This is a genomic window from Xenorhabdus bovienii (assembly GCF_024721015.1).
Taxonomy (GTDB): domain Bacteria; phylum Pseudomonadota; class Gammaproteobacteria; order Enterobacterales; family Enterobacteriaceae; genus Xenorhabdus; species Xenorhabdus bovienii.
The window spans coordinates 1-25833 of sequence record NZ_JANAIF010000023.1 but is presented as its reverse complement, the minus strand read 5'-3'; the positions used below and the strand labels follow the sequence as shown (position 1 = coordinate 25833).

24 protein-coding genes, 2 tRNA genes and 1 pseudogene are annotated in these 25833 nt (G+C 45.0%); 10 read left to right on the top strand and 17 right to left on the bottom strand.

All coding sequences use genetic code 11. From position 1 onward, the window contains the following. Positions 1-648 precede the first annotated feature (648 nt). The 3 genes from prs to lolB are packed head-to-tail and all read right to left on the bottom strand — an operon-like array spanning position 649 to position 3165. Positions 649-1596 (bottom strand): ribose-phosphate diphosphokinase, encoded by a 948-nt coding sequence (gene prs / locus NXS07_RS08255; RefSeq protein WP_012988643.1) that lies wholly within the window; start codon positions 1594-1596, stop codon positions 649-651. Between the two features lie 58 nt (positions 1597-1654). Next, a complete protein-coding gene (ispE, locus tag NXS07_RS08250) occupies positions 1655-2548 on the bottom strand; it encodes a 4-(cytidine 5'-diphospho)-2-C-methyl-D-erythritol kinase (protein ID WP_038217090.1) in 894 nt (297 codons plus the stop codon). After that, positions 2548-3165 carry a lipoprotein insertase outer membrane protein LolB gene (gene lolB, locus NXS07_RS08245; RefSeq protein ID WP_038205846.1) on the bottom strand — a complete coding sequence of 206 codons (618 nt, stop codon included), beginning with the start codon at positions 3163-3165 and terminating at the stop codon, positions 2548-2550. The genes ispE and lolB overlap by 1 nt, the downstream gene beginning before the upstream one ends. Before the next feature lie 260 nt (positions 3166-3425). On the opposite strand from lolB, the gene hemA reads away from it, so the two are divergent. The 5 genes from hemA to kdsA are packed head-to-tail and all read left to right on the top strand — an operon-like array spanning position 3426 to position 8367. Next, positions 3426-4688, top strand: coding sequence for a glutamyl-tRNA reductase (hemA, locus tag NXS07_RS08240; RefSeq protein WP_258086530.1), 1263 nt, complete (start codon positions 3426-3428; stop codon positions 4686-4688). A gap of 30 nt (positions 4689-4718) precedes the next feature. After that, positions 4719-5801, top strand: a complete 1083-nt coding sequence (gene prfA / locus NXS07_RS08235; protein WP_038205853.1) for a peptide chain release factor 1 — start codon at positions 4719-4721, stop codon at positions 5799-5801. Continuing rightward, a complete protein-coding gene (prmC, locus tag NXS07_RS08230) occupies positions 5801-6661 on the top strand; it encodes a peptide chain release factor N(5)-glutamine methyltransferase (protein ID WP_038195679.1) in 861 nt (286 codons plus the stop codon). The genes prfA and prmC overlap by 1 nt, the downstream gene beginning before the upstream one ends. After that, positions 6645-7454: an invasion regulator SirB1 gene (gene sirB1 / locus NXS07_RS08225; RefSeq protein ID WP_012988649.1), complete on the top strand. Its 810-nt coding sequence runs from the start codon at positions 6645-6647 to the stop codon at positions 7452-7454. Before prmC ends, sirB1 begins: the two co-directional genes overlap by 17 nt. 58 nt (positions 7455-7512) lie before the next feature. Further along, positions 7513-8367 carry a 3-deoxy-8-phosphooctulonate synthase gene (gene kdsA, locus NXS07_RS08220; protein ID WP_038195676.1) on the top strand — a complete coding sequence of 285 codons (855 nt, stop codon included), beginning with the start codon at positions 7513-7515 and terminating at the stop codon, positions 8365-8367. 67 nt (positions 8368-8434) lie between these two features. On the opposite strand, the gene dauA is transcribed toward kdsA, so the two are convergent. From dauA to NXS07_RS08195, 5 genes are all read right to left on the bottom strand, one after another. Beyond that, a complete protein-coding gene (dauA, locus tag NXS07_RS08215) occupies positions 8435-10171 on the bottom strand; it encodes a C4-dicarboxylic acid transporter DauA (protein WP_038205862.1) in 1737 nt (578 codons plus the stop codon). 173 nt (positions 10172-10344) lie between these two features. Beyond that, entirely contained in the window at positions 10345-10770 is a 426-nt protein-coding gene (locus NXS07_RS08210) for a hypothetical protein (protein WP_038195673.1), read from the bottom strand. Positions 10771-10783: 13 nt separating this feature from the next. Beyond that, positions 10784-12091 (bottom strand): phosphatase PAP2/dual specificity phosphatase family protein, encoded by a 1308-nt coding sequence (locus NXS07_RS08205; protein WP_230580062.1) that lies wholly within the window; start codon positions 12089-12091, stop codon positions 10784-10786. 30 nt (positions 12092-12121) lie between these two features. Then, entirely contained in the window at positions 12122-13891 is a 1770-nt protein-coding gene (locus NXS07_RS08200) for a bifunctional alpha/beta hydrolase/class I SAM-dependent methyltransferase (protein ID WP_038217052.1), read from the bottom strand. A gap of 9 nt (positions 13892-13900) precedes the next feature. Beyond that, positions 13901-14524, bottom strand: coding sequence for a CDP-alcohol phosphatidyltransferase family protein (locus NXS07_RS08195; RefSeq protein WP_038205871.1), 624 nt, complete (start codon positions 14522-14524; stop codon positions 13901-13903). A gap of 186 nt (positions 14525-14710) precedes the next feature. On the opposite strand from NXS07_RS08195, the gene NXS07_RS08190 reads away from it, so the two are divergent. Next, complete coding sequence (locus tag NXS07_RS08190; RefSeq protein WP_038205880.1) at positions 14711-15397, top strand: helix-turn-helix transcriptional regulator; 687 nt, start codon at positions 14711-14713, stop codon at positions 15395-15397. An 80-nt stretch (positions 15398-15477) separates the two neighbouring features. Here NXS07_RS08190 and NXS07_RS08185 read toward each other — a convergent pair whose 3' ends face one another. The 5 genes and pseudogenes from NXS07_RS08185 to NXS07_RS08165 form a co-directional block, all read right to left on the bottom strand. Further along, positions 15478-16428, bottom strand: a complete 951-nt coding sequence (locus tag NXS07_RS08185) for an SMP-30/gluconolactonase/LRE family protein (RefSeq protein WP_051862900.1) — start codon at positions 16426-16428, stop codon at positions 15478-15480. A gap of 43 nt (positions 16429-16471) precedes the next feature. Then, a complete protein-coding gene (locus NXS07_RS08180) occupies positions 16472-17758 on the bottom strand; it encodes a thioesterase domain-containing protein (RefSeq protein ID WP_258086529.1) in 1287 nt (428 codons plus the stop codon). Further along, positions 17755-18249, bottom strand: coding sequence for an AMP-binding protein (locus NXS07_RS08175; protein ID WP_258086528.1), 495 nt, complete (start codon positions 18247-18249; stop codon positions 17755-17757). The genes NXS07_RS08180 and NXS07_RS08175 overlap by 4 nt, the downstream gene beginning before the upstream one ends. After that, a pseudogene (locus NXS07_RS08170) lies at positions 18242-19048 on the bottom strand (AMP-binding protein). Before NXS07_RS08170 ends, NXS07_RS08175 begins: the two are co-directional and overlap by 8 nt. A 47-nt stretch (positions 19049-19095) precedes the next feature. Beyond that, positions 19096-19254 (bottom strand): hypothetical protein, encoded by a 159-nt coding sequence (locus NXS07_RS08165; protein WP_258086527.1) that lies wholly within the window; start codon positions 19252-19254, stop codon positions 19096-19098. Between the two features lie 678 nt (positions 19255-19932). Here NXS07_RS08165 and NXS07_RS08160 point away from each other — a divergent pair. Continuing rightward, positions 19933-20724 carry a VOC family protein gene (locus NXS07_RS08160; protein WP_258086526.1) on the top strand — a complete coding sequence of 264 codons (792 nt, stop codon included), beginning with the start codon at positions 19933-19935 and terminating at the stop codon, positions 20722-20724. 152 nt (positions 20725-20876) lie between these two features. On the opposite strand, the gene NXS07_RS08155 is transcribed toward NXS07_RS08160, so the two are convergent. Further along, positions 20877-20966: transfer RNA gene (locus NXS07_RS08155), tRNA-Ser, on the bottom strand. A 127-nt stretch (positions 20967-21093) separates the two neighbouring features. Then, positions 21094-21183 (bottom strand) — tRNA-Ser (locus tag NXS07_RS08150). Positions 21184-21495: 312 nt separating this feature from the next. Here NXS07_RS08150 and ghrA point away from each other — a divergent pair. Then, entirely contained in the window at positions 21496-22437 is a 942-nt protein-coding gene (ghrA, locus tag NXS07_RS08145; RefSeq protein ID WP_038206708.1) for a glyoxylate/hydroxypyruvate reductase GhrA, read from the top strand. A 75-nt stretch (positions 22438-22512) separates the two neighbouring features. After that, positions 22513-23055 carry a TorD/DmsD family molecular chaperone gene (locus NXS07_RS08140; protein ID WP_258086525.1) on the top strand — a complete coding sequence of 181 codons (543 nt, stop codon included), beginning with the start codon at positions 22513-22515 and terminating at the stop codon, positions 23053-23055. Between the two features lie 125 nt (positions 23056-23180). Here the strand turns inward: NXS07_RS08140 and NXS07_RS08135 are convergent, their stop codons facing one another. Continuing rightward, positions 23181-23744, bottom strand: coding sequence for a lipoprotein (locus tag NXS07_RS08135; protein ID WP_258086524.1), 564 nt, complete (start codon positions 23742-23744; stop codon positions 23181-23183). Positions 23745-23796: 52 nt separating this feature from the next. After that, positions 23797-25002 (bottom strand): multidrug efflux MFS transporter MdtH, encoded by a 1206-nt coding sequence (gene mdtH / locus NXS07_RS08130; protein ID WP_038206713.1) that lies wholly within the window; start codon positions 25000-25002, stop codon positions 23797-23799. Between the two features lie 176 nt (positions 25003-25178). On the opposite strand from mdtH, the gene rimJ reads away from it, so the two are divergent. Continuing rightward, positions 25179-25772: a ribosomal protein S5-alanine N-acetyltransferase gene (rimJ, locus tag NXS07_RS08125; protein WP_258086523.1), complete on the top strand. Its 594-nt coding sequence runs from the start codon at positions 25179-25181 to the stop codon at positions 25770-25772. The last annotated feature ends 61 nt before the right edge of the window (positions 25773-25833 follow it).

Sequence of the window (25833 nt, the reverse complement as noted above, 5' to 3'; positions counted from 1 at the left end):
CTCTTCTCCATAAAAAGTAATTTTTTATTTATCAGCGTTATTGCCATGCAATGGCAAAATTCAGGCGATACTTCTCTTTGCGAAGTTAGAGGCGCTGATGTGCTAAAGACTTTAAATAAATTTATGTTATACAGATGATTTATTGACAACTACTGTCTTTGATTAAGGATGATTCCCTGTTAACTATATTCCATATCACTTTGGGCTTTTTATATATAATATGATGCAAAAGCATACTTTTTAGACTGTCAGATATGACGATAAAAAGTCACAATAGCCGCTACCGATTGTCCGGCAGATTAGCAGTAACGGTAATAACACACCAGAATTGTTCGGGAGCTAGGGTACTGGACGTACCAGATGATTTATTGTTCGTACATGATGTTGTCTTTTTCTTGAACGCATGCTCAGAGTGCAAACTCTGTTGGGGATGATAAGTATTGGTTAGATTAACGTATTGATAAAAATGATTATTTAATCATTGCGATTATTTATATATGTGATTAATTAACAAAGAAATATTGACGATGTGTATTAAAATGACGGAAAAAACCCGTTGCTGCGGATGTGTCAACGGGTTTTTTCAGGCAATGATTTATTTAATCACTTGAATAAGTTAGCGCTTAAGATAAGTGCTAAAACTTAAAATTAGTGCTCAAACATCGCAGAGATTGACTCTTCATTGCTGATACGACGGATAGCTTCAGCAAGCATGCCAGACAGTGTCAGAGTGCGAACTTTATTCAACGCTTTGATCTCAGCAGACAGAGGAATGGTGTCACAAACGATAAATTCATCTATCACTGAGTTCTTGATGTTTTCTACTGCATTACCAGAAAAGATAGGGTGGGTTGCATAAGCAAACACCCGTTTCGCTCCACGCTCTTTCAATGCCTCAGCAGCTTTACACAGTGTGCCACCTGTGTCGATCATGTCATCAACCAGAACGCAGTCACGGCCAGCGACGTCACCAATGATATGCATGACTTGAGAAACGTTTGCACGTGGGCGACGTTTATCAATGATGGCCATATCCGTATCATTCAACAGTTTGGCGATTGCACGGGCGCGAACAACACCACCAATGTCTGGAGAGACAACAATTGGGTTTTCCAGGCCTTTCTGAAGCATATCTTCCAGAAGGATTGGGCTACCAAATACATTATCAACCGGAACATCAAAGAAACCTTGGATCTGCTCGGCGTGTAGGTCAACCGTAAGAACGCGGTCTACCCCAACGCTGGACAAAAAGTCCGCAACGACTTTAGCAGTGATAGGCACACGTGCTGAACGGACACGGCGATCCTGACGGGCATAACCGAAGTAAGGAATAACAGCAGTAATACGTCCGGCAGAAGCGCGACGAAGCGCATCGACCATAACGACCAATTCCATCAGGTTGTCATTGGTTGGTGCACAGGTGGACTGGATGATGAATACATCACCACCGCGTACATTTTCATTGATTTGAACACTGACTTCACCGTCGCTAAAACGACCGACGGCAGCGTCTCCAAGGCTAGTGTACAGGCGGTTGGCAACACGTTGTGCTAGTTCAGGGGTGGCATTACCAGCAAAAAGCTTCATATCGGGCACGAGAAAAACCTCAGGCTTGCGTCCAGAGAGATATTGTTGACCAATCGAACATTATTGTTCATTGGTTCAATAACATGTATATCCCAGAGCGGAATGTATGCAATGGTGAAATGTTGACTCCATGCGCAACAAAGCCCTGCATCCACTCTGGGGATTGATTTAACACCTTACGGGCCGATGCTTCTGATTCGAACTCGCCGAAAACACACGCACCGGTTCCGGTCAGGCGCGACGGTGCGTATTCTAGCAGCCATGAAAGAAGCTGTTCAACCTCACGAAAACGTTTTCTTGCGATTGACTCACAATCATTTGTGAATGGTGCCTGTAATAATGCGGGTAGAGAACGAATCGGCGAATTTCTTTTTAATTCAGGATCTGTGAAGATCGTCGGAGTTGAAATCTCAATTCCGGGATGAGCAACTAGAAACCATTTTTCTTCCGGTGATGCCGGACGGAGTTTTTCCCCAATGCCTTCGGCAAAAGCAGCATGGCCTTTAACAAATACGGGAACGTCCGCGCCAAGGCTGATGCCAAGCTGTGCCAGTTCATCATCGGACAAATTGGCTTGCCAGTGGTAATTCAAGGCAATCAGTACGGTCGCGGCATTAGAAGAACCACCACCCAGACCTCCCCCCATTGGCAGGCATTTATCGATGTGGATATCGGCGCCCAGATGTTCGGTTCCCTGACTATTATTCTGCAATAACTGATTTTGTAATAAATGATTCTGCAATAATCGGGCAGCCCGGACGATCAGATTATCGTCATGGGCTACGCCTTCAACGGGCGTCAGCAGGTGGATTTGATTATCCTGACGGGGGATAATCGTGATCTCGTCGCCATAGTCCAGAAACTGGAACAGCGTTTGCAGTTCGTGGTAGCCATCAGGCCGTTGGCCAGTAATATACAAGAATAAATTCAATTTTGCCGGAGAAGGCCAAGTCAACGTCATTATTGGGTTGTCCAGTTATCCATTTTCAATTTTATGCGGTTCTTGCCCTGAGTGAGTTCTAATCGATTAGGCAACGCTGGCATGGTAGAAGCATCATAACCCTGATAATTGATTTTCCAGATCTCACCATTTTTCTTGCTACTCACCGATTTGAGCAAGTAATTCTCATCTAACTGAAAATCTTTGGCATCGCCGGGTAAGCCGATAATCCAGTTTTTCAGATTATTCAGAGGAATATTCATATCGGTAAGCTGATAAATTAATGCCTCAGGAGTATCACTGAGGTATTTTTTACCCTTATTGTCAGTAAGCTGAATCATATTCGGCTGGACGAATAATTCCAATTCTGTTGTACCTAGTGGATTAAGCAACAACAGCTTATAGTTATCAGGCGAATACTGTTGCCAGAAAAAGCGGGCATAGATTTTCTTTTCATTTGCCAAATAAGCAAAAGAGCCTCGGGTCTGGTAATTTTTCAGTTTTTGCAGTTGCTGTTCACGGGTATGCCATTGCGGAGAATTGGCGGAACCTGTACCTGTAGGAGGCTGTGTGACGGTACAGGCTGTCAGCAAAACCGCAGAGAGGGGAAGTAAGCAAAAAAGTGATGATGTTTTCATTCAGTAACCCTTAGCAATAAAATAGTCTGATGGGTAACTAATGCGCCATCCAAGTCTATAATCAAGGTGATAATTTAGCGAAATTTTGTCAACATTTCTCGAATAAATTACGGCATAGCCGTCCGATTGACTTTTATTGAATTGATGCATCAAGTAGAATGCTTATCCAATGAGAGTCCTTATGAAGGGTGTGAGTTTCATGAGAATGGTTATTAATATTATCATGAGATTGATTCCCGTGATAACTCAACGCAGTTAAAATGACTTTATTAGCACTCGGTATCAATCATAAAACCGCGCCTGTTTCCTTACGTGAGCGGGTGGCATTTTCTCCTGACACAATCGGGCTTGCGCTTGATAACTTGCTCCAGCAGCCGCTGGTGCGAGGTGGCGTTGTGCTGTCAACCTGCAACCGCACCGAACTCTATCTCAGCGTTGAGCAGCAGGATAATTTAAAAGAGCAGTTAATCAGTTGGTTGTGTGAGTATCACCAGCTCAATCCTGACGATCTGAAAGCCAGCCTTTATTGGCATTTGGATAATGACGCCGTCAGCCACTTGATGCGAGTGGCGAGTGGTCTCGATTCGCTGGTACTTGGGGAGCCACAGATTCTGGGGCAGGTAAAGAAAGCCTTTGCTGAGTCGCAAAATTATCAATCCCTGTCAGGGGAACTGGAGCGCCTGTTCCAGAAATCTTTTTCAGTTGCCAAGCGGGTCAGAACAGAAACGGAAATTGGCGCAAATGCGGTTTCTGTGGCTTTTGCTGCCTGTACGCTTGCCCGACAGATTTTCGAATCTCTGTCTAAATTGAATATTCTGCTGGTGGGGGCAGGGGAAACGATTGAATTGGTTGCTCGCCATCTCAAGGAACACCGTGTGCGTCACATGATGATTGCCAACCGCACGAAAGAGCGGGCGCAGACACTCGCCAGTCAAGTGAATGCGGAGGTTATTTCCTTGTCCGAAATTGATACCCGGCTGGCAGAAGCCGATATTGTGATCAGCTCTACCGCCAGCCCACTGCCGATTATCGGTAAAGGTATGGTCGAACGGGCGTTGAAAGTCCGCCGCAACCAGCCGATGTTGCTGATTGATATCGCTGTTCCTCGCGATATTGAACCGGACGTTGAAAAATTGAGCGATGTTTATCTATACAGTGTTGACGATTTACAGGCCATTATTCAGCAAAATCTGGCTCAACGCAAGGCTGCCGCTATTGTCGCGGAAGGCATTGTGCAGCAGGAAAGCCGCTATTTCATGGATTGGTTGCGCTCTCAAGGGGCGGTCAATACAATCCGGGAATATCGGGAACAGGCAGAAAAAGTCAGGGCCGAAATGACAGCAAAGGCATTGATGTCCATCAGGCAGGGTGCTGATGCTGAACAGATCATCAACCAGTTGACTCACCAATTGACGAATCGTCTGCTCCATACACCCACTAAATCACTTCAACAGGCGGCCAGTGATGGCGATTTGGAACGCCTGAATCTCTTACGGGACAGCCTTGGGCTGGATCATAACTAACCCTATTCGAATTAAGGTCTGATATTACGAATGAAGCCTTCTATTGTCGCTAAACTGGAAGCATTGCAAGAACGCCATGAAGAAGTTTTGGTTCACCTCGGTGATGCCAGTGTTATTGCTGATCAAGATCGTTTCCGTGCATTGTCAAAGGAATATGCTCAACTCACCGATGTGACCCATTGTTTCAAATCCTGGAAAACGGTTCAGGAGGATTTACAGACAGCGGAGATGATGCTTGACGATCTCGAAATGCGGGAAATGGCGCAGGAAGAGCTCAAGGAGGCAAAAATTCGTAATGAAGAGCTGGAACAGCAGCTACAGCTACTGCTGTTGCCGAAAGATCCGGATGATGAGCGCAACTGTTTCCTTGAAGTCCGGGCAGGAACCGGTGGCGATGAAGCCGCGATATTTGCGGGAGATTTGTTCCGCATGTATAGCCGCTATGCGGAAGCCCGCCGCTGGAGAGTAGAGATTATAAGCGCCAACGAAGGCGAGCATGGTGGCTACAAAGAAGTGATTGCCAAAGTTTCGGGTGATCAGGTTTATGGTCACTTGAAATTTGAATCAGGCGGTCATCGTGTCCAGCGTGTACCGGAAACGGAATCTCAGGGGCGTATTCACACTTCTGCCTGTACTGTAGCTGTCATGCCAGAAATTCCAGAAGCTGAATTACCGGACATCAGCCCAGGTGATTTGAAAATAGATACGTTTCGCTCTTCCGGTGCGGGTGGGCAGCACGTCAATACCACCGATTCTGCGATTCGAATTACCCATCTCCCAACGGGGATCGTAGTGGAATGTCAGGATGAGCGTTCCCAGCACAAAAACAAAGCAAAAGCGATGTCCGTATTGGCAGCGCGTATCCGTGCTGCTGAGATGCGGAAGCGCCAAGAAGTGGAAGCCTCTGAACGCCGAAATTTGTTGGGTTCTGGTGACCGCTCAGATCGCAACCGCACCTATAACTTCCCACAGGGGCGTGTGACTGATCACCGAATCAATCTGACGTTATACCGCCTTGATGAAGTGATAGAAGGCAAACTGGATATGCTTATTCAGCCGATCATTATCGAATATCAGGCAGATCAACTGTCTGCACTGTCAGAGCAGGATTAATGAATTACCAATGCTGGCTACAACATGCGGCTACCCAGTTGTCTGAAAGTGACAGCCCTAAGCGTGATGCGGAAATCTTGTTGGGATACGTGACAGGGCGTTCCCGTACTTATCTGATTGCTTTCGATGAAACGCTAATCTCATCGGAAGAATTGCATCAGCTTGATAGCCTGCTGGTGCGCCGCATTCAGGGAGAGCCGGTAGCTTATATTATTGGTGAACGGGAATTCTGGTCACTGCCGTTTGCCGTATCACCAGCGACGTTGATCCCGCGTCCTGATACTGAATGTCTGGTGGAGAAGGCATTGGAATTATTGCCTGATTCTCCAGCCCGGATTCTGGATCTGGGGACGGGGACGGGAGCGATTGCACTGGCACTGGCAAGTGAGCGGAATGATTGTTATGTGACGGGGGTCGATATCAACTCTGATGCTGTGATGCTGGCGCAACATAATGCTGAAAAAAACGCCGGAAAACTGGCCATTCACAATGTGAATTTTTTGCAAAGTGAGTGGTTTGCAGCAGTGGGTAACCAACAATTTGATATGATTGTCAGCAATCCTCCGTATATAGATGAGCGTGATCCTCATCTACAAGAAGGGGATATCAGGTTTGAACCAGCCACTGCATTGATCGCTGCACAAAATGGCATGGCGGATTTGCAGGCAATTGTGGGACAGGCGCGCCATTTCCTGTCACCAAATGGATGGCTATTGCTGGAACATGGCTGGAAACAGGGAACCGTTGTCAGAAACCTATTTTTAGAGAAGGGTTATCAACAGATAGCGACTTTTCAGGATTATGGCGGTAATGAACGCATCACGATAGGTCGATGGAATAAAAATGAAACCCATAGTTAATTATGAATTCAATAATACTCCCCTGATTGACGGTATTATTCTGGTATCAAAAATTATCCGCCCTGATTTTCCTCAGACTCTGGTGAGTGAGCAGCTAACTGCATTGGTTGAAGAAGCCCGGCAGAGGCTTTCCTCCATTACCGATTCCAAAGTGAAATTGGATTCGCTGCTGACACTTTTTTATCGGGAATGGAAGTTTGGTGGAGCTAATGGGGTGTATTGTCTGTCAGATACCCTGTGGCTGGATCGCTTACTCCATTCACGTCAAGGCTCACCTGTATCATTGGGTACGGTGTTTACGCATATTGCTCAGGCGCTGGGGCTGTCGGTACAGCCTGTCATATTTCCAATCCAACTGATATTGCGGATTGATTTGCTTGATCAGCCCACTTGGTTCATTAATCCCTTGAATGGGGATACGCTGAATGAACATACGCTGGATGTCTGGTTAAAAGGTAATATTGGCCCAACTGTTCGTCTGAAAAAACAGGATTTGCAGGAAGCCGATAATGTCAGCCTCGTGCGCAAAATCACTGACACCATCAAAGTTTCTCTGATGGAAGAGAAAAAGATGGAACTGGCGCTGAAGGCCAGCGAAGTGGTGCTGACGTTTGATCCCGATGACCCCTATGAAATCCGCGATCGGGGGCTTATCTATGCCCAGCTCGACTGCAATCATATTGCTGTTTCGGATTTGAGTTATTTTGTCGAGCATTGCCCTGAGGACCCAATCTCAGAAATGATAAAAATGCAAATTAACACCATAGAACAGCGGTTGATTGTCCTGCATTAGGTTTATTTTTTTATTGATACCGCAAATTTATTTGCCCTTAACAAGAGAAGGTATAAGCATGCAACAGAAAGTGGTTAATATTGGTGATATCAAGGTCGCAAATGATCTGCCATTTGTATTGTTTGGTGGAATGAACGTCCTTGAATCACGGGATTTGGCCATGCGGATTTGTGAGCACTATGTCACCGTGACACAAAAACTGGGCATTCCTTATGTTTTTAAAGCGTCTTTTGATAAGGCTAACCGTTCTTCTATCCGCTCTTATCGTGGGCCAGGGCTGGAAGAGGGGATGAAAATCTTTCAGGAACTAAAACAAACCTTCGGCGTGAAAATTATCACTGATGTGCATGAGCCTGCACAGGCTCAACCAGTCGCGGATGTGGTGGATGTGATTCAGCTTCCAGCCTTCCTCGCCCGCCAGACCGATCTGGTTGAAGCGATGGCGAAAACCGGTGCTGTGATTAATGTTAAAAAACCACAGTTTGTTAGCCCTGGGCAAATGGGCAATATTGTTGAAAAATTCAAAGAAGGCGGCAATGACCAGGTGATCCTGTGTGACCGTGGCAGCAACTTTGGTTATGACAATCTGGTGGTTGACATGCTGGGCTTCGGTGTCATGCAACAAGCTACCCAAGGTGCGCCGGTTATTTTCGATGTCACTCATGCATTACAGTGCCGCGACCCATTAGGTGCAGCTTCCGGTGGCCGTCGCGCGCAGGTTGCTGAACTGGCTCGTGCGGGTATGGCTGTGGGGATCGCAGGTCTGTTCCTTGAAGCGCACCCAGATCCAGAAAATGCCAAATGTGATGGCCCGTCTGCTTTGCCATTGGCAAAACTGGAGTCATTCCTGATGCAAATTAAAGCGATTGATGATGTTGTGAAAAGTTTCCCGGAACTGGATACCAGCAAATAAATTCCTACGCTAGTCTTCTATTAGTCACCCTCTGCCAGTTATGCTGGCAGAGGGTGACTTGTTGTTACTAACCTTGAATCTTTTCTGAAGAAGCACACACCTCAGGCGTGTAATCAACTGCCATCTCTTTTAGTGCCTTGGGTAAGGTAGCATAAAAACTCAGCTCTCCTTCAATTGGCATAACTTTGGCTCTTGCCAGCGTTTTTAATGGCTGGAAGGGAATATCACATACGACGATATGTTTTTCTTTGCCAAGTTCGCGCACAAAACCCTGAAAAGCGTGTAATCCGCCAGCGTCCAAAACGGGTACGGCATCCCACTGCATGATGATGGTTTGATAATCAGCACTTTTTTCTCTCAGTTCGGCAAAAATACGTTCGGCGGCAGCGAAGAATAAAGGGCCGTTAATTCGTACGACCAATAACCCTTTCTCCGCGCTTGTTAAAGATGACGTGCTGATTCGAGTCATATTGGCAATTTTGCGCATAAACAGGAGTGATGCCAGCACAATGCCGATAGTGATCGCGACGACCATATCGAATAGGACAGTCAATGACAGACACAAAAGCATAACAATAATGTCATCTTTAGGCGCATGGCGTATTAAATCCACTACCTTATGTGCCTCGCTCATATTCCACGCGACAATCAGCAGAATGGCTGACATTGCCGCCAGTGGTAAATAAGAGAGCATCGGAGCCAAAACCAGCAATGTTAATAATACCAGCAGGGAATGCACCACAGCGGCTATCGGGGAAGTTGCACCTGCCCGCACATTGGCGGCTGAACGGGCGATAGCCGCTGTGGCGGTAATGCCACCAAAGAAAGGGGCGGCAATATTGCCCAACCCCTGGCCAAGCAGCTCACCGTTAGAATGGTGCTTTTTCCCTGTCATGCCATCCAGAATCACTGCACACAGTAACGATTCAATCGCACCCAGCATGGCCATCGAAAACGCAGCGGGCAGCAATGCCGATACGGTATTCCAGCTAATATTGAGAGAATGTGTATCGGGTAAATTCCATGGCAGGACAAATTGGGGAAGAATGGGGGGAATACCTTGGCCTTGCGTGCCATCCGCCAGTGTGTAACTAAAAGATGAACCAATGGTGGCGACATCATAGCTTAACAGGTGCATCGTGCCCATAACAGCTGTACCCGCGATCAAAGCGGGTAAGTGACCCGGTAACTTTACTCCCAGTTTCGGCCAGAAAATCAGTACCAGAAGCGTAGTCAGCCCGATAAGCGTATCACCCAATTGTAATGAAGGCAGGGCTTGATAAAGTGCAACTACCTTATCAATATAATTTTCCGGTATATGTGCCAGTTTCAGGCCAAAGAAATTTTGCACCTGCATGGTGGCGATAGTGATGGCAATACCGGAAGTAAATCCAAGGGTAACAGACATAGGAATATATTCGATAAGCCGGCCAAAACGTGCCAATCCCATCACAATCAAAATCACACCTGACATCAGCGTCGCAATGAGCAGGCCGCTCAAACCAAACTGCTGTGAAACAGGATAAAGGATCACCACAAAAGCCGCCGTTGGGCCGGAAACGCTATAACGTGAGCCTCCGGTCATGGCGATGACAATGCCGGCGATAGCGGCAGTATACAGGCCATACTGTGGTGCAACTCCGCTTCCTATCGCCAGAGCCATTGCCAATGGGATAGCGATAACACCCACGGTAATCCCAGCGATGATATCTCTGATAAAACGGGGGAAAGAGTAAGATTCCTTCAGACATGAGTCAATAAACGCACTAAATGGGCGTATCCCATTAATTTTACGAGTATTCATTTAATCTAAAACCAAAAAATAAGGCGTCCGCATGACGGGCTGAAAAAGAATATGTAAGAGTATCTCTTTTATCACCCAATAAAGGTGTTACAGGTCTAAAAGTTAGTTAATAGTAGTACAGTCGAGAAAATGTAGCATCGTTACGTTCTGACTTTGTCAGATTAAAGCTGAATTCAGGCTGAATATTTCAAGGTAAGCAGAAACAGGAAAAACAGTATCCATTGCAGGATCAGACCAATCGTAGCCTTTTTTAACAGTTTGATTGCTCCGTTAAAGCGATCATTCTGTGTCCGTGATTGGGGTAACTTGTTAAATATCAGCAATAACGTTTGATCGAACTCGGCGCTTTTTTCAGGGGATGAATTGAGGATCTGAAAATAGTGGCAGTCAAGCCAAATGCGCCAACAATAGTATTGGCAGTACAGCGTTGTGAATAATAGTACGGCATAGAGTGCAATGTTGTTTAAGGCGGTAGTGTTGAAGACAGCAATCAGCATTGCCGTCGCGATCAGGATAGAAAAAGCAGATAGTGCCGAGATAAAGCGCCAGCTTTTTAACGTTGCGATAATCACTTTGCTGATCAGATTTTCCGGCTGCATGTTATGTTCCCCGTTATAGGTAGCCTTTTGCCCATTGAGACAGGGCATCCAGATGTGTTTGTCTGAACGTGACATGCGGTCTGGCTTTACGCAGGATTGCTACGACAGTGCTGATATCATATTCAGGATGCTGTTTCAGTAGCCATGCTGCTACCACCATCGCACTGCGTGACAGGCCAAGCGTACAATGAACGAAAACATCTCCCTGCTGGCGTAGTTTATCCAGCGTACAAACTGCCGATTGTAGAGCTTCAGGTGCCAGCGGCAGTAAGTCGATTTGCGGCTGGCAAACATAATTTACTGTGCGGACATCCGATCGCCTGTGCCACTCAGCGGTTATATCAAGGACACTGACCGCCGTAACGGGCTGGCAAGGCAGGCTGCCGAGAATAATCCCTTCAGTTATACGGTTGAAAGGTGCGCTTTTACGCCGGAACCAGAGATAAGAGAGCCATGCTCCCAGTTGGTATGGCGCCAGTAGCCAGCGTGCAGACAGTGACATCCGGCCATCTGGCTGTTTTTGAAACACGGAGCTGCCTAATCCTGCGTAACCCAGTGCGATCATCAGTAACGATACAGCAGGCCACAGCAGTATCCAGAAACTCCCCCCCAGCAGACTCGCTATAAGCGCGAACAAAGCGCTGCCTGTCAGATAATAGCCGAATAACTTCCGTGCATAGCGATCTTGATTAGGTTGCCAGCGCCAGCGGTATGAAACCGGCAGTAGGTAACTGAGGATGACACCAACGGCAAAACCCGTTAGTACATCGATAAAATGGTGCTGCCAAGTCGTCAGAACCGAGAGTGCAATCAGCACTGACCAAATGTGCAGCAACCCACGCCAGTAACCACTCACGTAGGCTGAATAGCGCAGCCAGAGCAACCACAGCAGAATAATGTGCAGGGAAGGGGCTTGATTATAGGGCAGATCAAATAACTCCAGTTGATTAAATAACCAGCCAAATAGGCCTTCTGTGGTGGGGCGGGAGAACGAAAATTTCAGGGGGAACAGTAAGAATCCAACACAGGCAATCAGTGATGCGGTCATTAATCGCCAGCCGTGAAGCCACTGTTCACGGCGATGGGTACAGATAAATAACGATATTCCGTAGAACAGATCGATACTCCAGTAAGGGATAATCGACCATGACCAAAAAGGGATGTTATGTTCCCAACCGAACATCACAGTGCCGACATCGCCTCTTTGTGCCGTGAACTGATTGACCTGGCCATAAGTAAGAAAGAAAAACGGAGCCAGAAACAATAGCCAGATAACACCTGTCAGCCATAGGCGCCGACGACTATCGAGAGAAGAGTGCATGTGGTGTTCCATCTTATATTTATTTATTCATCAGCGATGAACACGCTTGGCAATCGAAACAGTGAAAATGCCCCAGTTATCTGTCAGTTGGTACAGTTTTTCAAACCCGGCGGCTTCCACTAATGCGTCCATTTCCCCTTGAGTACGGCGCCGCATGATCCACGGTTGACTGTCACGATGGCTGGAAAGAACACGGGCGATGACCTCAATTTGTGGATGCCACGGTTGGCCGGTGTACACCAGATAACCATTTTCTGTCATAACATCAGCAAAGCCGCGTAGCGAATTTCTGAGTAAATTATTATCAGGGAACAATTCATAGAGACCGGATACAATACCCAGTGTCGGCGCTGGCGTAATGGATGCGATGCTTTCAGCATTAAAGGCATCACCGATAATAAAACGAATTTTGTCCGTCAGATCGCGCTCCTCAATATAAGCCTGCCCTTGATTAACATTGATTTCGCTATAGTCCCTTAACAAAATAGAATCGACTTTGCTGAAATCGTTGATTGCGTCAAGAATATAGCGTCCGTGTCCGGCGGCGATATCAACCATATGCACAGGCATATTCTGTTCACGTAGACTGCGAATAGCATGGCGGATCAACATTTCAATATGGATCTTGCGCTGCCGTATACCGCGCCAGCCAATGCTGTTCAAATAATGCTTATCGAGTATTCGCCCCAAAATGCCCTTACCCTGCGGTTGGTTGCGGTAGACATAATCTAATGTGGAGCCGGAATCAAACCCCGTTTTGAGACCGATGCAAACACCCTCGGAAGTTCTGCCCCAGCGAGTACTCATTACCTTACGCATCAACTGATAGCTGAGTTTCTTCGGACACAGACACGGTAATGATGTGCTTAATGTTCGAAATTCATCGGCAGAGTGACTCCAGGTATCTTCTCGGCTGTAATCGTGCTGATAACGCGGAAGTGCAAAAATGCGCTCAATAAAGACCCGGATTTTGTCAAAAACCAGATGGCGATCTTTTTCACCCAACGTATCGTGGTAGAAGCCATCCATCACATATTTTTCTTTGATAGGGGTATTTAGCTGCTGATAAAACTGATGCTGTGGTTTTTTGTTCACTACATAATCGCTGCCTGAAATAAACAACAGGGTAGGTAGTGTAATGGCGGCGGCATCTTTAACTACTCGCTCGGCGGTTTGGTAAAGATCCAAGAGAATATTGACGGCGATTTCCCGGGTAATCAACGGATCGCTATTATAAGAGGCAATTCGGGTTTCATCGTGAGTCAGATATCTGGCTTTCACATAGGAGTTCACGAAGAAAATACCTCGTGCTTTTTGCATCAATTGCAGTCCCTGCGTGGCAAAAGGGATATACAATTTAATATCAAATGCGGGTGCTGCGAGGATCATGGCGCGGATTTTTGGCGCATAGTCGTGTATCCAAGCAGAGACTAATACCGCTCCGACACTCTGGCCGATAACCACGATATTTCCCATGGCGATGCCGTACTGAATGGCAATAAATCTGACAAATTCATCAACATCACGAATCGACGTTCCCATAGATGGGCTGTAACCGCGCGGCCCTTCTGTCTTACCGTGTCCACGGGCATCCCACGCGAACATAGGAACATCAGGCAGATCGAGTCCGTCAACGACATGCTGGATGCGTCCTGAGTGCTCATGACCACGGTGAAAAATAATGATCGCTCTGTCTGGATTGGCCTGTTGCTGTGGCCAGTAACGGTAAAACAGAGAAGCATTATCTGATGTGGTGAAATAATGTTCTTCAGCAATACGTTGATCGAGTTGTGGTGTCATGTTAGAGCCTCATTTGGAGTGTGACTGTTCAGCCAGCCGGATTTCACGTAAGGCTTTAACAACGCGCTGGTAGCAAGTCACCAAGAGTAAAATGATCATGAAAGCAAACAAAGAGCTACTCCAGCCCAAGGTCGAAGGGAAAATCGCAATAATCAATCCATAAGCTCCGAAGATAAAAGCACGGTCACTTTTTCCTATCGGGCCGTCATAGCGCCGTGATGCACCAATCGTTTGTGCCAGTACGCCGATGAATTCGGTCAAGATAGTGAGGAATAAAATAATCAACAGGCTGAGGCTGTTCACATCAGGTAAAAGGCAGAAGGGGAGATAGAGGGCAACATCAGAAATGACATCCCCCAATTCATTATAAATAGCGCCCAGATGAGACTTCTGGTTATGTTCCCGTGCCAGCATGCCATCAATAGCATTCAGAGCCATGCGAATGAAAAGAAAAACAGGCAGCAACCAATAGAGGTGGGGCGAGGGAAATAGGCTCAATAGTGAACCGGCAAAGATTGACAGGAATAGCGCGGTTAAAGTGACCTGGTTTGCGGTGATCCCTTGTTTATACAGATAAATTACGATAGGACGCAGTAAGTTTTGGAAACGGGGTTTTAAATCGTATATGGTCATTTTTCTCTAAGTCCTTTAGAGGTCAATTTATCAGCATTATTAATAAAATAAAAAATCTAAAAGGGCAATCAGATAACAATGATCTTGTACAAGGGATCAAAAAACTATCTTTTTAATCAATTAAATTATGATAGTTGCGTATTATTAGAGGTTGATGAGTCGGTTAACTTGAATGGATGGGACGAATTGTCTAGAGCACAGCGTTTGTTATCTCTCATGGAAATATTGCGCCGTTATCACTTTCCGGTTCAGGGAAAAGTGTTGGCGCAGAAATTGAATATCAGCTTAAGAACACTGTATCGGGATATTGCATCGTTGCAAGCTCAAGGCGCGATTATCGAAGGTGAGCCGGGAATAGGGTACGTTTTGAGGCCTGGGTTTGTGTTACCACCGCTCATGTTTACACAAAATGAAATAGAGGCGTTGGCATTGGGCGCGAATTGGGTGGCTAAACGTGCAGACCCCCAACTAAAAGAATCTGCAAATAATGCAATAAGCAAAATTGCGGCTGTGATCCCAGCAGAATTGAAACAAATGTTGGAGGCAAGCTCCTTACTGATCGGGCCTGCTGCGACAGCTGTTCAGCCTGTTGTCGAGATTCAGCAGATACGTCAGGCGATCAATACCCGGCATAAAATCACCTTCGCTTATTTAGATATAAAAGACATCCCATCAGAAAGAACAATATGGCCATTCGCCTTAGGCTATTTTGAAAATATCAGCATTGTGATTGGATGGTGTGAATTACGCGAGGAATTTCGTCATTTCAGATCAGATAGAATCATGCGTTTGAAAATTGAAAAACAATGTTACCCCCGTTCAAGGCAAGTATTGCTCAAAGAATGGAGAGCAATGGAAAAAATTTCTCGTTAGCCAAAACTAATATCGATTGGAAATTCAAGATAAACTAGCATCCTGCATTTACTGAAGCAGGATGCTATTGTGCTAACTGATTATCCGGCAAACGGGGTTGCTGCTCGCCCAGAATGCCCCGGACGGCACACAAATACACCACCTGCTCCCGGTGCGGTGGCAGAACGTTCCACGGCTTCTTCAGAAACACCATACAGTGTTTTAGTGATATCCGGTAATTTCCGGCCAGCGCTGGTAATGAACAGCTCGTCACCGTGTAACCCACCGAAAGTACAACTTGTTACAGCCGGAGTAGAGGTGATCACTTTGCCCAGAAGCTCTCCTGCTGGAGAATAGTGACGCACTTCACCACTTCCCATCAGGGCAATCCAGATATTGTCTTGATGATCAACCGTCAATCCATTTGGTACACCTTCTCCTTTGTCAAAGGTGAGAAACCGACTGCGGTTACTGATTATTCCATGTGTGGCATCAAAATCGAACATATCCACGGCCAGCGTATGTGAATCGACATAGTAGAAAGTCGAGCCGTCGGAACCCCAGTCCAATCCATTGGAAAGCGTGACGTTCTTTAACATAGTTGTTATAGTTCCGTCAAGGTCAATACGGTACAGAGCACCCTGTCCCTCAATCACCTTGCCGGATGAAGTGAGAATATCATTACCCAATGTACCGACCCATAGTCTGCCCTGTGGATCAGATTTTATATCATTGGCTCGAATTTGTTTCGGATCAGCGTCCAGTTGGGCAAACGGCGTGATATCTCCTTCATCATTCAATATTAGTAGATCCGTACCAGCAGCGACAACAACACCGCCATTTGTGCGAAGAACTACACCGCCAATGTGGCGATTCAGGTTCCAGCGACGGCTTTGGAACCAGTTGCCGTTATCGTCGGATTTTCCCTCCTGAATAATGCCGTGGGCGTTATCGCACCAGATAAGGCGTGTATTTGCTGCATCCCATAATGGGCTTTCACCAATCGTATTTCGGGCATCAATCGCCAATGTTGCTTCAAGATGCATACTCATTTGTGTTCATCGCTCCGATTCATCATGGGTTAAGAGTATTCTGTTATTGATTGTCCAGAGCGCGATCAATCTCATTACGTAAAATTGCCTGAAATGTCGCCAGATGTTTTGGCCCCATTAGATCATAATGGTCACCTGCTACTGGAATATAGGCGTTAGGACTGCGAGTGAAATCATCCCAACGTTTCAGGTGAGTTTTCCACTCTTCTTTTGAACCACGGGGCGGATCAGCATAAAAAATACTCATGGATTCAATATGTCCCGTTGGAACATATGAACGTCCTACTTTTAGCAGTGATTTTGTCAATGCAGCCCATGCCTTGAATTTTTCTAGATTCAGATCCAACTCTTTCAGCTTCTCGGTAGAGACATCTTGTAGTAGATATTTACAAGGATCTTCGTTCACGGCAGAAGTGCGGATCTGAGCAGGTAATTCATCTTTTTGTTCCCGTTCAACCAGAGACAGAAAGAAAGCCAGTGTGGTGGCGATATCGGCATCATCGACTTCTGCCATTTGATGCATCAGCAACGGCGCCATATCAAAACTGCCGATAAAGGCCACACGCTCACCCTGAGCTTCCAGTCTCTTGGCAATTTCGTAAGCAACAGGGCTGCCATAGGAATAACCAGCGATAGCATAAGGGCCATGTGGCTGGCGCGAGTGAATAGCTTCCATGTAGACATTGATCAACTCTTCAAATGAAGTGAAATGTTCCTCTCCTTCTTCAAGCCCGCGCGCGCGTAGTGCGTAAAAAGGTCGATCGTTGATGAAGTATTTTGCAAGGTTAACAAACACCAGTATTTCACCAATCCCAGGATGTATACAGAATAGTGGCGTTTTGCTGCCGGTAGTTTGCAAAGCAACGATTGGATCATAAACGCTATTACCGTGGGATACCATGCGAGTCGCCAGTGTTTGTACTGTGGGATTTTGCAGTAGTGTCACGATAGGCACATCTTTAATGTTGAAACGCTGTTGAAGCGACTGCTTGAGCTTGACGATATCTAGAGAGGTTCCACCCAGATCGAAAAAGTTTGCTGTTGCGCTGATTTGGGCGATATCAATGCCAAACAATTCAGCATAGATCTTGGCAATCTCTATCTCTGTTTCATTTGATGGTGCGGTATAGCCTCCTGTCTGCCGATCGATAACTTCTTTGAGGTCACGTATTTGTTCAGCAAACTCGCCAGCTTCCAGACGTCTGCGCATAATGGTACGCTGGATTTTACCCAGACTCGTTTTCTGAAAGGCGTCTATTGGTAGGGGTAGGATCAATGAAGGACGGAATCCCCACAGTAGAATAGTGGTATTACGAATGGCCGTGATCAATGATATAGCTTGTCATCATCTGGTAGCGGGAACGATGTTGCGAAAGCAACAACAAGTTGTTCGGTATCACTACCTGCTGGTCGTGTTGGGAAAGCGGCGACAAAGGATTTTTCAATACCGGTAAGTTGTTCAAGTACTATTTCAAGCTCATGGCTGAAATAGTTGACTCCGCTGACGATAATACTGTCTTTGTTGTGTCCGACCAGGTGCAGTTTTCCATTCTCAATCTGCGCGAGATCACCAGTGCGGAACCAACCATCTTCCGTGAAAGAGCTTCGCGTAGCTTCTTCGTTATTGTAGTAACAGGTAAAAATCATCGGGCCATGAAGCTCCAACTCGCCGATTGCCCCAGGTTTTTCCAGAAGACCAGTTTCATCGGAGACACGCATTTGTAGGCTAAGGACAGGCTGGCCCAGTGAGCTAAACTCTTTGTTTGCATCCCCTTCTGGGAACTCCCGAGAATAAATTGAACCTGCACAAGTTTCAGTCATGCCAAATGGTATTACTTGCCAGTCCGTATGGGGCGAGAAGTTTGAGGAATGTACGGCCTGTTTCAACGACTGTGGCTTCTCCTCCTGAAATAATCTGACGCAGATGGGATAAATCAAGAGGTTTGTTCTGAAGCCCAAGGGTATCTGTATGTCCTGATTGCAATGCAGCATTGATTTGTCCAAACAGAAAGTTTGGCGTAAATGTCATGGCAACACGGTAGTCACTGATGAGTCGGACGAACAGCAGGGGTTCTGCGAGGATTGTTGCAGGGGGAACATGTACTTGCGTAGCACCAACGGACAATGGTAACAAATGGGCTTCTGATAGTGCAGCAAGGTGGTCGAAAGAGATCCAGTTTAGTGTAGTGTCTTAGGCGGTCAGACACTGCCTTTCATTTTTGCCTTTCATTGATGCCAGAAGGTTACCATGAGTAATCATAACGGCTTTTGAATTGCCAGTAGAACCGGAAGTCAGCATGAATACGGCAGGATCTTCTCCCTCTGCTTGATAGATTGTTTCATCTGGCACTGCATTACGCAATACATCCAAGTCAATGACATCCGAAATATTTGTCAATTCTCTCTGCAATGATTTGGTGGAAATTAAGAGCGGATTTTCGAGCAGGGTATTCACATGTATGAGGTGTTTTTCCCAACGTTCAGGATCATTGCGAATGGGAAGAATTGGACAAGGAACATAACCACCCAAAACACAGGCCCAGAATGCAGGAATAAAATCATGGGCGTGCTCAAGGAGCAAGATTACATGGATATTAGGAGTAGGAGCATGGGAACGTATCCCGCCCAGTATAGACTGGGCTTCTACGAGTAATTCAGGGTAAGTAATCAGCGTGCTTTTTCTGCTTTTTCTCCGGATATAAAATTCAAGCCAGAATTGGGTTGCTGTTGTACAGCTTGTAATAAAAGGCCGCTAATAGCAGTTAAAGATGGATCAGAGAGTTTAGTGTACTGTTCAAATTCATTACAGGTGATATTTAAAGACATGTTTTACTTCCATAATTAAATTAATATCAAAGAAACACACTAGATTAATAATATATATAACAGAGTTATTTTCTCGTTTTAAATTAAATGACGTTGTTTTCTATGCAGTAAATGGAAAATGAAAATAATCGTCAATCAAAGAAATAATTTATATAATAAATTATTAATAATTAAATCTATTGTGGAATATATAAAGTTAAATTATTTAATGTATATCAATAAGGCAGTCTAAAAGTGCATTCAGGAATTAAATTGTAGTTGCATTATGTTATGTTCATAAAATTAATTGTATTAATTTTTTTTATCTAAAGTAGAGGATTAACAATCTATCAAAAACTATTTTATAGAGATATGTGTATTTTTATTGATATATAATTATTTTTATGGGAAATCATAATAGTAAAAAATTAATTACACTGAAAAATAAAGTTTAGTAATGATATGCCAATAGATTTCAAGCCACAGTGCAGAAGCAAGTGAGCGAATCCCCAGACGTATAGATAAGATGTAACGGGAACGAGTAAAAATAACAAATTAAAAGATGAATACTCCCTATTAGACAAATAAAGACTACTGACAGAAATTGTCACTCACCATTGATACTCTGCGGGCTGTTCTACTGTATTAAAAAGCTCGCTTAATCTTCAATGTGATACATTTAACTGTGGGAGTTTTGTCATGTTAACACTCAATTTTTCTACATCGGTAAACGCTAAACCATCCCATATCTGGGCGCATTATGTCGATTTTGATTTGCGGAAAAAATGGGAAGTCGATCTTGAATATTTTCAATTTGAAGGGGAGGTCAAAACGGGTCAATACGGCAGAATGATATTAAGTGGAATTCCGGAAATTCGCTTTTATCTTTCAAATATCGAAGTGAATAAAGAATTCACCGATCAGGTTAACCTTCCGCAAATGGGAATATTAACATTTCGACATCAAATTATTACAGATGAAAACAATATGGCGTGTTGTATTCAGGTGACCGTTTCATTTGAACCTGATGCAAATATTTCCGCTGTTCAGGCCGAAAGTTTCTTTAAGCAAGGTACGCAAGATCTGGTTGAAACCGTATTAAGGCTGAAATCTGTCGTTGAGATAGTATCCCCTAAACCCAATCTTCAGCTTGTTTATGTCTCTGATATCGAGCGTTCAAGCGCTTTTTATAAAACAATTTTCAATGCTGAGCCGATATTTGCCAGCTCCCGTTATGTTGCATTTCCTGCTGGTGGTGAAGTACTGTTTGCTATTTGGAGTGGAGGAGCAAAGCCTGATCGTGCTATTCCGCGATTTTCTGAAATTGGTATTATGCTGCCATCCGGTAAAGATGTTGATCGGTGCTTTGAAGAATGGCGAAAGAACCCTGAGATCAAAATAGTAGAGGAACCCCATACCGAAGTTTTTGGCCGTACTTTCCTTGCTGAAGATCCCGATGGTCATATTATTCGGGTTTGTCCTTTGGATTAGCCTAGAACAAGGTGTAATTAAGCCACAAATCTTTAAGACATTCCCATTAGAGCAGGTTGTTGAGGTGAACCCTTGCGAGGTTTTTCACCTATACTTCGGGGAATATAAATGCGAAAAAGCCTGAACATAAGTTCAGGCTTTCTCTTGAAAAATGGCGGTGAGAGAGGGGTTCGAACCCTCGATACGTTTTCACGTATACACACTTTCCAGGCGTGCTCCTTCAGCCTCTCGGACACCTCACCGTGTTTTGTTTCTGCGGTCGTCCTGTCAGGGACTTTCCGCAAGGGTTACTAAACTCTAGATTCAATGCTCTATCAAGAGTAACCACAAAAAAGCCTGAGCATTGTGTTCAGGCTCTTTCTTAGAATATGGCGGTGAGAGAGGGGTTCGAACCCTCGATACGTTTTCACGTATACACACTTTCCAGGCGTGCTCCTTCAGCCTCTCGGACACCTCACCGTATTTTGTTGTTGTAGCGATATCACTTGAGTTCGTCGCTGCAACGGGGCGCTACTATAGGGAAAAGCAGGGCAGGCGTCAACAGGCTTATGACGATTTTTTCAGGCTTTTTGACTGATTACACAAATAAAAAACAATTTGAATGTTCGATAGTCATTTACTAAAGCAGATGCGCTTTTTGTAATATGCAGTGGTAAATATGTTAACTGGGTAACATTATTAATATTTTCATTCCTCGCTTTCCAGCAGAGGCTTGCAACCATTTTAGCAATCGGTTAACCCTATCAAAAAAACAATAAGGAATAAGATTGTATGAACATTATTTTTTTTCACCCTTCCTTTAATACCGATGAGTGGATTCAAGGAATTCAGGCACGTCTGCCTGATGCCAAAGTGAGGCAATGGGTCAGTGGTGATCAAGAGCCCGCAGACTATGCATTAGTTTGGCAGCCACCTTATGAAATGTTAGCCAATCGTCAGGGGCTAAAAGGCATATTCGCACTGGGTGCCGGTGTCGATGCGATTTTCAAACAAGAATCGAAAAATCCCGGTACGTTACCGGCTGATGTTCCATTGATCCGCCTCGAAGATACAGGAATGGGAAGGCAGATGCAGGAATATGCCATTACCTCAGTGCTGCATTATTTCCGCCGCATGGATGAATATAAACGATACCAAGAGCAGCGCCTTTGGGCCCCTATGGCTCCGCATAACCGGAAAGAATTTGTTATCGGGGTTTTAGGAGCCGGAATATTAGGGCGAAGTGTGATTGGGAAATTAATGGAATTTGATTTTAATGTGCGTTGTTGGAGCAGGACGTCGAAACAACTCGATAGTGTTGAAAGTTTTTACGGTAAAGAGCAATTGGGTGATTTTCTTTCTGGCTGCAAGGTGCTGATTAACCTTCTCCCTGATACTCCTGACACTCGTGGTATCCTTAATTTGTCATTATTCAGCCAACTAAAATCGGGTTCATATGTGATTAATCTGGCGCGAGGAGCGCAGCTTGTCGAACAGGATCTGCTTGTTGCTATTGATAAAGGTTATATCGCAGGAGCAACCCTTGATGTGTTTGCCGAAGAGCCATTGTCAAATATGCACCCATTCTGGACTCACCCTCGTATTAATGTGACTCCCCATATTGCTGCTAACACTGTTCCTGAGGCTGCGATGGATGTCATCTGTGAAAATATCCGGCGGATGGCACGGGGTGAAATGCCAACTGGCCTCGTCGATAGGGTACGTGGTTATTAACAAGTTGCTTTACAGCATAGCAGGCGATTAGGGACAATAACGCTATTTGATAATTTATTGGGATTGAATCAAGTTATGAACGAATTTTCTATTGTCTGCCGCATATTGGGCACATTGTTTAACCGCGCACCGCAAGATCCCGTTCTGCAACCTTTAATCACCATGATTGCTGAGGGAAAACTAAAACAAGCATGGCCTTTGGAACAGGATGAATGGCTGGATCGTTTACAGCAAAACAGTGAATTGTCAGTGATGGCAGCCGATTATCACGCTCTGTTTACTGGAGAATCGGCGAGTGTTGCTGTTTGTCGATGTGATTATACGGACGGAGAAGAAAGTGAAGTACGTCAGTTTTTGACAGAACGGGGAATGCCACTGTCTGATACTCCTGCTGATCAATTCGGCTCTCTATTGCTGGCTGTGTCATGGCTGGAAGATCAGGCAGCTGAAGATGAAATCCAAGCACAAATTACGTTGTTTGATGAGTATCTTTTGCCTTGGTGTGGGCAGTTCCTCGGTAAAGTTGAAGCTCATGCAACCAGTGGTTTTTATCGAACGCTGGCGATTGTCACTCGTGAAGCGTTGCAGGCATTGCGTTATGAATTAGAATCTGAGTGACAGTGTCACGATAATAGTTCAGCCGAAGGCTATGAACAGGCGAGTGTATCGGTCACTAATTGATAAAATAAAAGGGCAAATTATCCATTAGTAATTTGCCCTTATTATTTCAATGACGATAAAAATTATTTATCGGTCAACCCAATAACTAACTTCCCGGGTTTAATTTCCAACCTTTTGGCGAATTGTGAGGCTGCTGCCTCGGCCTTGCTTTTCTCTGGATTCAGAACATAAACCGGATGAGTATCGAAAAACTCACTCAAAGAGGTATTCAGATAAGGAATCAATGCCTTAACCGGAGCCGCTGCTTTTTCCGGTGTTGTCTGGTAGTCTACGATTTCCAGCTCTTTCACGAAAATAGCGCCTTTTTCTGCATCAAATACGGGTTTAGCCTTGATAGTGAGTTTCATATCAGCCTGAATCGTACCCAGTAGTGTTGCAAGTTGAACTTTTGCTTGCGTGGATAGTTCAATTTTTTCAGGATCCTGACGGCCTATCTGGCTGGATAAATCCCCCAGTGTGATATTGGCATTCGCAATACCTGGAATGCTGATTTTTTTCTGATAATGCACTTTTTTGAGCAAATAATCATTCATCAGACCTTCGTTGATGCTGAAGTCTTTAAATTGATCACAGCCGCTGACTAACCCTACCAGCACTAATGCTGCCCCTAAGAAAAATCTTTTCATATTGGCTCCTTTTTATTTTCAATGGGCAGATTTTACACTATTTCTAATAGGATTAATGTCTACCAAGCATCACAGGATCAATTTTCTTCTGATTGAATTGGCGATGAAGAGCATAAATGGTAATCAAACCAGACAATCCCAGCAAAATCCAGGGTAATTGCGGCATATTTAAGTCACGGCCAGTATCATAGAGCCACCCTCCACCGGTGTAACCTATTGCACCACCCAGAGCTAAACCCAGACGGCTAAATCCCATATAACTGCCACGCGCCCGTGGATCAGACAGTGAAGCACTCAGCGTTTCACGAGCAGGATCGGCTGTTACCAAACCTAAATAAAACAGGCAAAGCAGGCCAAACAGTGTATGTAATTGATTGACCCAGCCGATCGGAAACATGCAGATGCTCATCAAAAATAAGCCCGCCATCAAGCGCTGCTCCAGTCGGAAATGTTTTTCACTCCAGCGTGCGATGGGATAGAGCAATGTCAGGGAGATAGCGGTTTCAATGGCATACATCCATTTGACGGCAGTAGGAGTGCCGGTAATTTCATGGATAATAATCGGAAACATCAGCATCACTTGTACTGACAGGACAAAATAACCCGTCAATGTCAGCACATAGTAAAGGAACCGACGATCTCTAATAACCCGCATCATGCCTTCTTTGATAGGAGTACGGATTGTTGAAATACGGTATGCAGGCAGTAGCCAGGCGTTAAATAATGCGGCCAGCACAAAAATGGATGCACCAATCCAGCAGACGATATTGAAATCATATTGCAGCAACCAGCTTCCGATGAGTGCGCCAACCACGGCACCTGCGCTGTCCTGCATCATCAGGATTGAATAAAAACGCCCTCGCTCATGGGGACGGGTTAACTTAATGACCAAAGCCGCTCTGGGGGGATCAAACAATGTTCCTCCCAATCCTGATAGAACGCAGGAAAGCAGCAATATCCATGGCTCATGTGCCATTGCCATCAGAGCAAAACCCAGTGCTCGCAATAACATGCCAGTAACAATCATCGGCTTGGCACCAAATCGGTCTGCGATGGCACCACCGAAGATCCCCAAGCCTTGCTGAACAAGCTGACGAAGCCCCAGAGCGAAACCAACAATCAATGCCGCCCAGCCAAGTTGTTCGACGAAACGAATTGAAATTAGGGGAAAAACGACAAAAAAACCTAAAACAACTAATAAATTATCAAATAGCAGGAAGTATTTACCCAAGCTACGTGCTTGTGAAACCAACGACATTGCGCACCATTGAGATATGAGAGAATTAAACATGAAGTTCTTATTATTCTGACCTTAATCTCATCTTTAAGGTAGAGGGTTATAGATGATATTTTTTTATCGTAGGGTAATAGGCAATAATTTTAATAAGAGATAAATTATCCAGAATTTTTTCAAGACAAATATCAGGAGAAGGCATGTTTGGTTATCGTTCTGCATCGCCCAAAATTCGATTTATTACGGATAGGATGGTTGTTCGTCTGGTATATGAACGTGATGCTTATCGATTGGCTGAGTATTATTCAGAAAATAAAGATTTCCTGAAGCCATGGGAGCCAACAAGGGATGGTAGTTTTTATCAACCCTCTGGATGGACAAATCGGTTGAACTATATCACTGAGTTACAACGGCAGAATGCGACATTTAATTTTGTATTATTGGACTCTGATGAGCGTGAAATTATGGGTGTGGCGAATTTTACTAATGTTGTACGCGGCGCGTTCCATTCTTGTTATCTTGGTTATTCTTTAGCTGAGAAATTGCAAGGGCAAGGATTGATGTATGAAGCGCTGCAACCTGCGATCCGCTATATGCAGCGCTATCAGAGAATGCACCGGATTATGGCTAATTACATGCCACATAACCATCGTAGTGGGAACCTGCTCAAAAAGTTGGGATTTGAGCAGGAAGGTTATGCCAAGAATTATTTAATGATAGATGGTGTTTGGCAAGATCATGTGCTGACGGCATTGACTGACGATGCATGGGGCAAAGTCAGGGGTTACGCATGAAATTTTAGTCGGCTAAAATTGATTAAATAACAGTGCTTCCATATAACCGTTATCCCATCCC

Excerpts from the sequence above, each read along its gene's own strand:
- ispE (WP_038217090.1), bottom strand. The coding sequence starts at position 2,548 with ATGACGTTGACTTGGCCTTCTCCGGCAAAATTGAATTTATTCTTGTAT.
- lolB (WP_038205846.1), bottom strand. The coding sequence starts at position 3,165 with ATGAAAACATCATCACTTTTTTGCTTACTTCCCCTCTCTGCGGTTTTG.
- hemA (WP_258086530.1), top strand. The coding sequence starts at position 3,426 with ATGACTTTATTAGCACTCGGTATCAATCATAAAACCGCGCCTGTTTCC.
- prfA (WP_038205853.1), top strand. The coding sequence starts at position 4,719 with ATGAAGCCTTCTATTGTCGCTAAACTGGAAGCATTGCAAGAACGCCAT.
- prmC (WP_038195679.1), top strand. The coding sequence starts at position 5,801 with ATGAATTACCAATGCTGGCTACAACATGCGGCTACCCAGTTGTCTGAA.
- sirB1 (WP_012988649.1), top strand. The coding sequence starts at position 6,645 with ATGAAACCCATAGTTAATTATGAATTCAATAATACTCCCCTGATTGAC.
- kdsA (WP_038195676.1), top strand. The coding sequence starts at position 7,513 with ATGCAACAGAAAGTGGTTAATATTGGTGATATCAAGGTCGCAAATGAT.
- dauA (WP_038205862.1), bottom strand. The coding sequence starts at position 10,171 with ATGAATACTCGTAAAATTAATGGGATACGCCCATTTAGTGCGTTTATT.
- NXS07_RS08210 (WP_038195673.1), bottom strand. The coding sequence starts at position 10,770 with ATGCAGCCGGAAAATCTGATCAGCAAAGTGATTATCGCAACGTTAAAA.
- NXS07_RS08205 (WP_230580062.1), bottom strand. The coding sequence starts at position 12,091 with ATGCACTCTTCTCTCGATAGTCGTCGGCGCCTATGGCTGACAGGTGTT.
- NXS07_RS08200 (WP_038217052.1), bottom strand. The coding sequence starts at position 13,891 with ATGACACCACAACTCGATCAACGTATTGCTGAAGAACATTATTTCACC.
- NXS07_RS08195 (WP_038205871.1), bottom strand. The coding sequence starts at position 14,524 with ATGACCATATACGATTTAAAACCCCGTTTCCAAAACTTACTGCGTCCT.
- NXS07_RS08185 (WP_051862900.1), bottom strand. The coding sequence starts at position 16,428 with ATGAGTATGCATCTTGAAGCAACATTGGCGATTGATGCCCGAAATACG.
- NXS07_RS08175 (WP_258086528.1), bottom strand. The coding sequence starts at position 18,249 with ATGACTGAAACTTGTGCAGGTTCAATTTATTCTCGGGAGTTCCCAGAA.
- NXS07_RS08165 (WP_258086527.1), bottom strand. The coding sequence starts at position 19,254 with ATGTCTTTAAATATCACCTGTAATGAATTTGAACAGTACACTAAACTC.
- NXS07_RS08160 (WP_258086526.1), top strand. The coding sequence starts at position 19,933 with ATGTTAACACTCAATTTTTCTACATCGGTAAACGCTAAACCATCCCAT.
- ghrA (WP_038206708.1), top strand. The coding sequence starts at position 21,496 with ATGAACATTATTTTTTTTCACCCTTCCTTTAATACCGATGAGTGGATT.
- NXS07_RS08140 (WP_258086525.1), top strand. The coding sequence starts at position 22,513 with ATGAACGAATTTTCTATTGTCTGCCGCATATTGGGCACATTGTTTAAC.
- NXS07_RS08135 (WP_258086524.1), bottom strand. The coding sequence starts at position 23,744 with ATGAAAAGATTTTTCTTAGGGGCAGCATTAGTGCTGGTAGGGTTAGTC.
- mdtH (WP_038206713.1), bottom strand. The coding sequence starts at position 25,002 with ATGTCGTTGGTTTCACAAGCACGTAGCTTGGGTAAATACTTCCTGCTA.
- rimJ (WP_258086523.1), top strand. The coding sequence starts at position 25,179 with ATGTTTGGTTATCGTTCTGCATCGCCCAAAATTCGATTTATTACGGAT.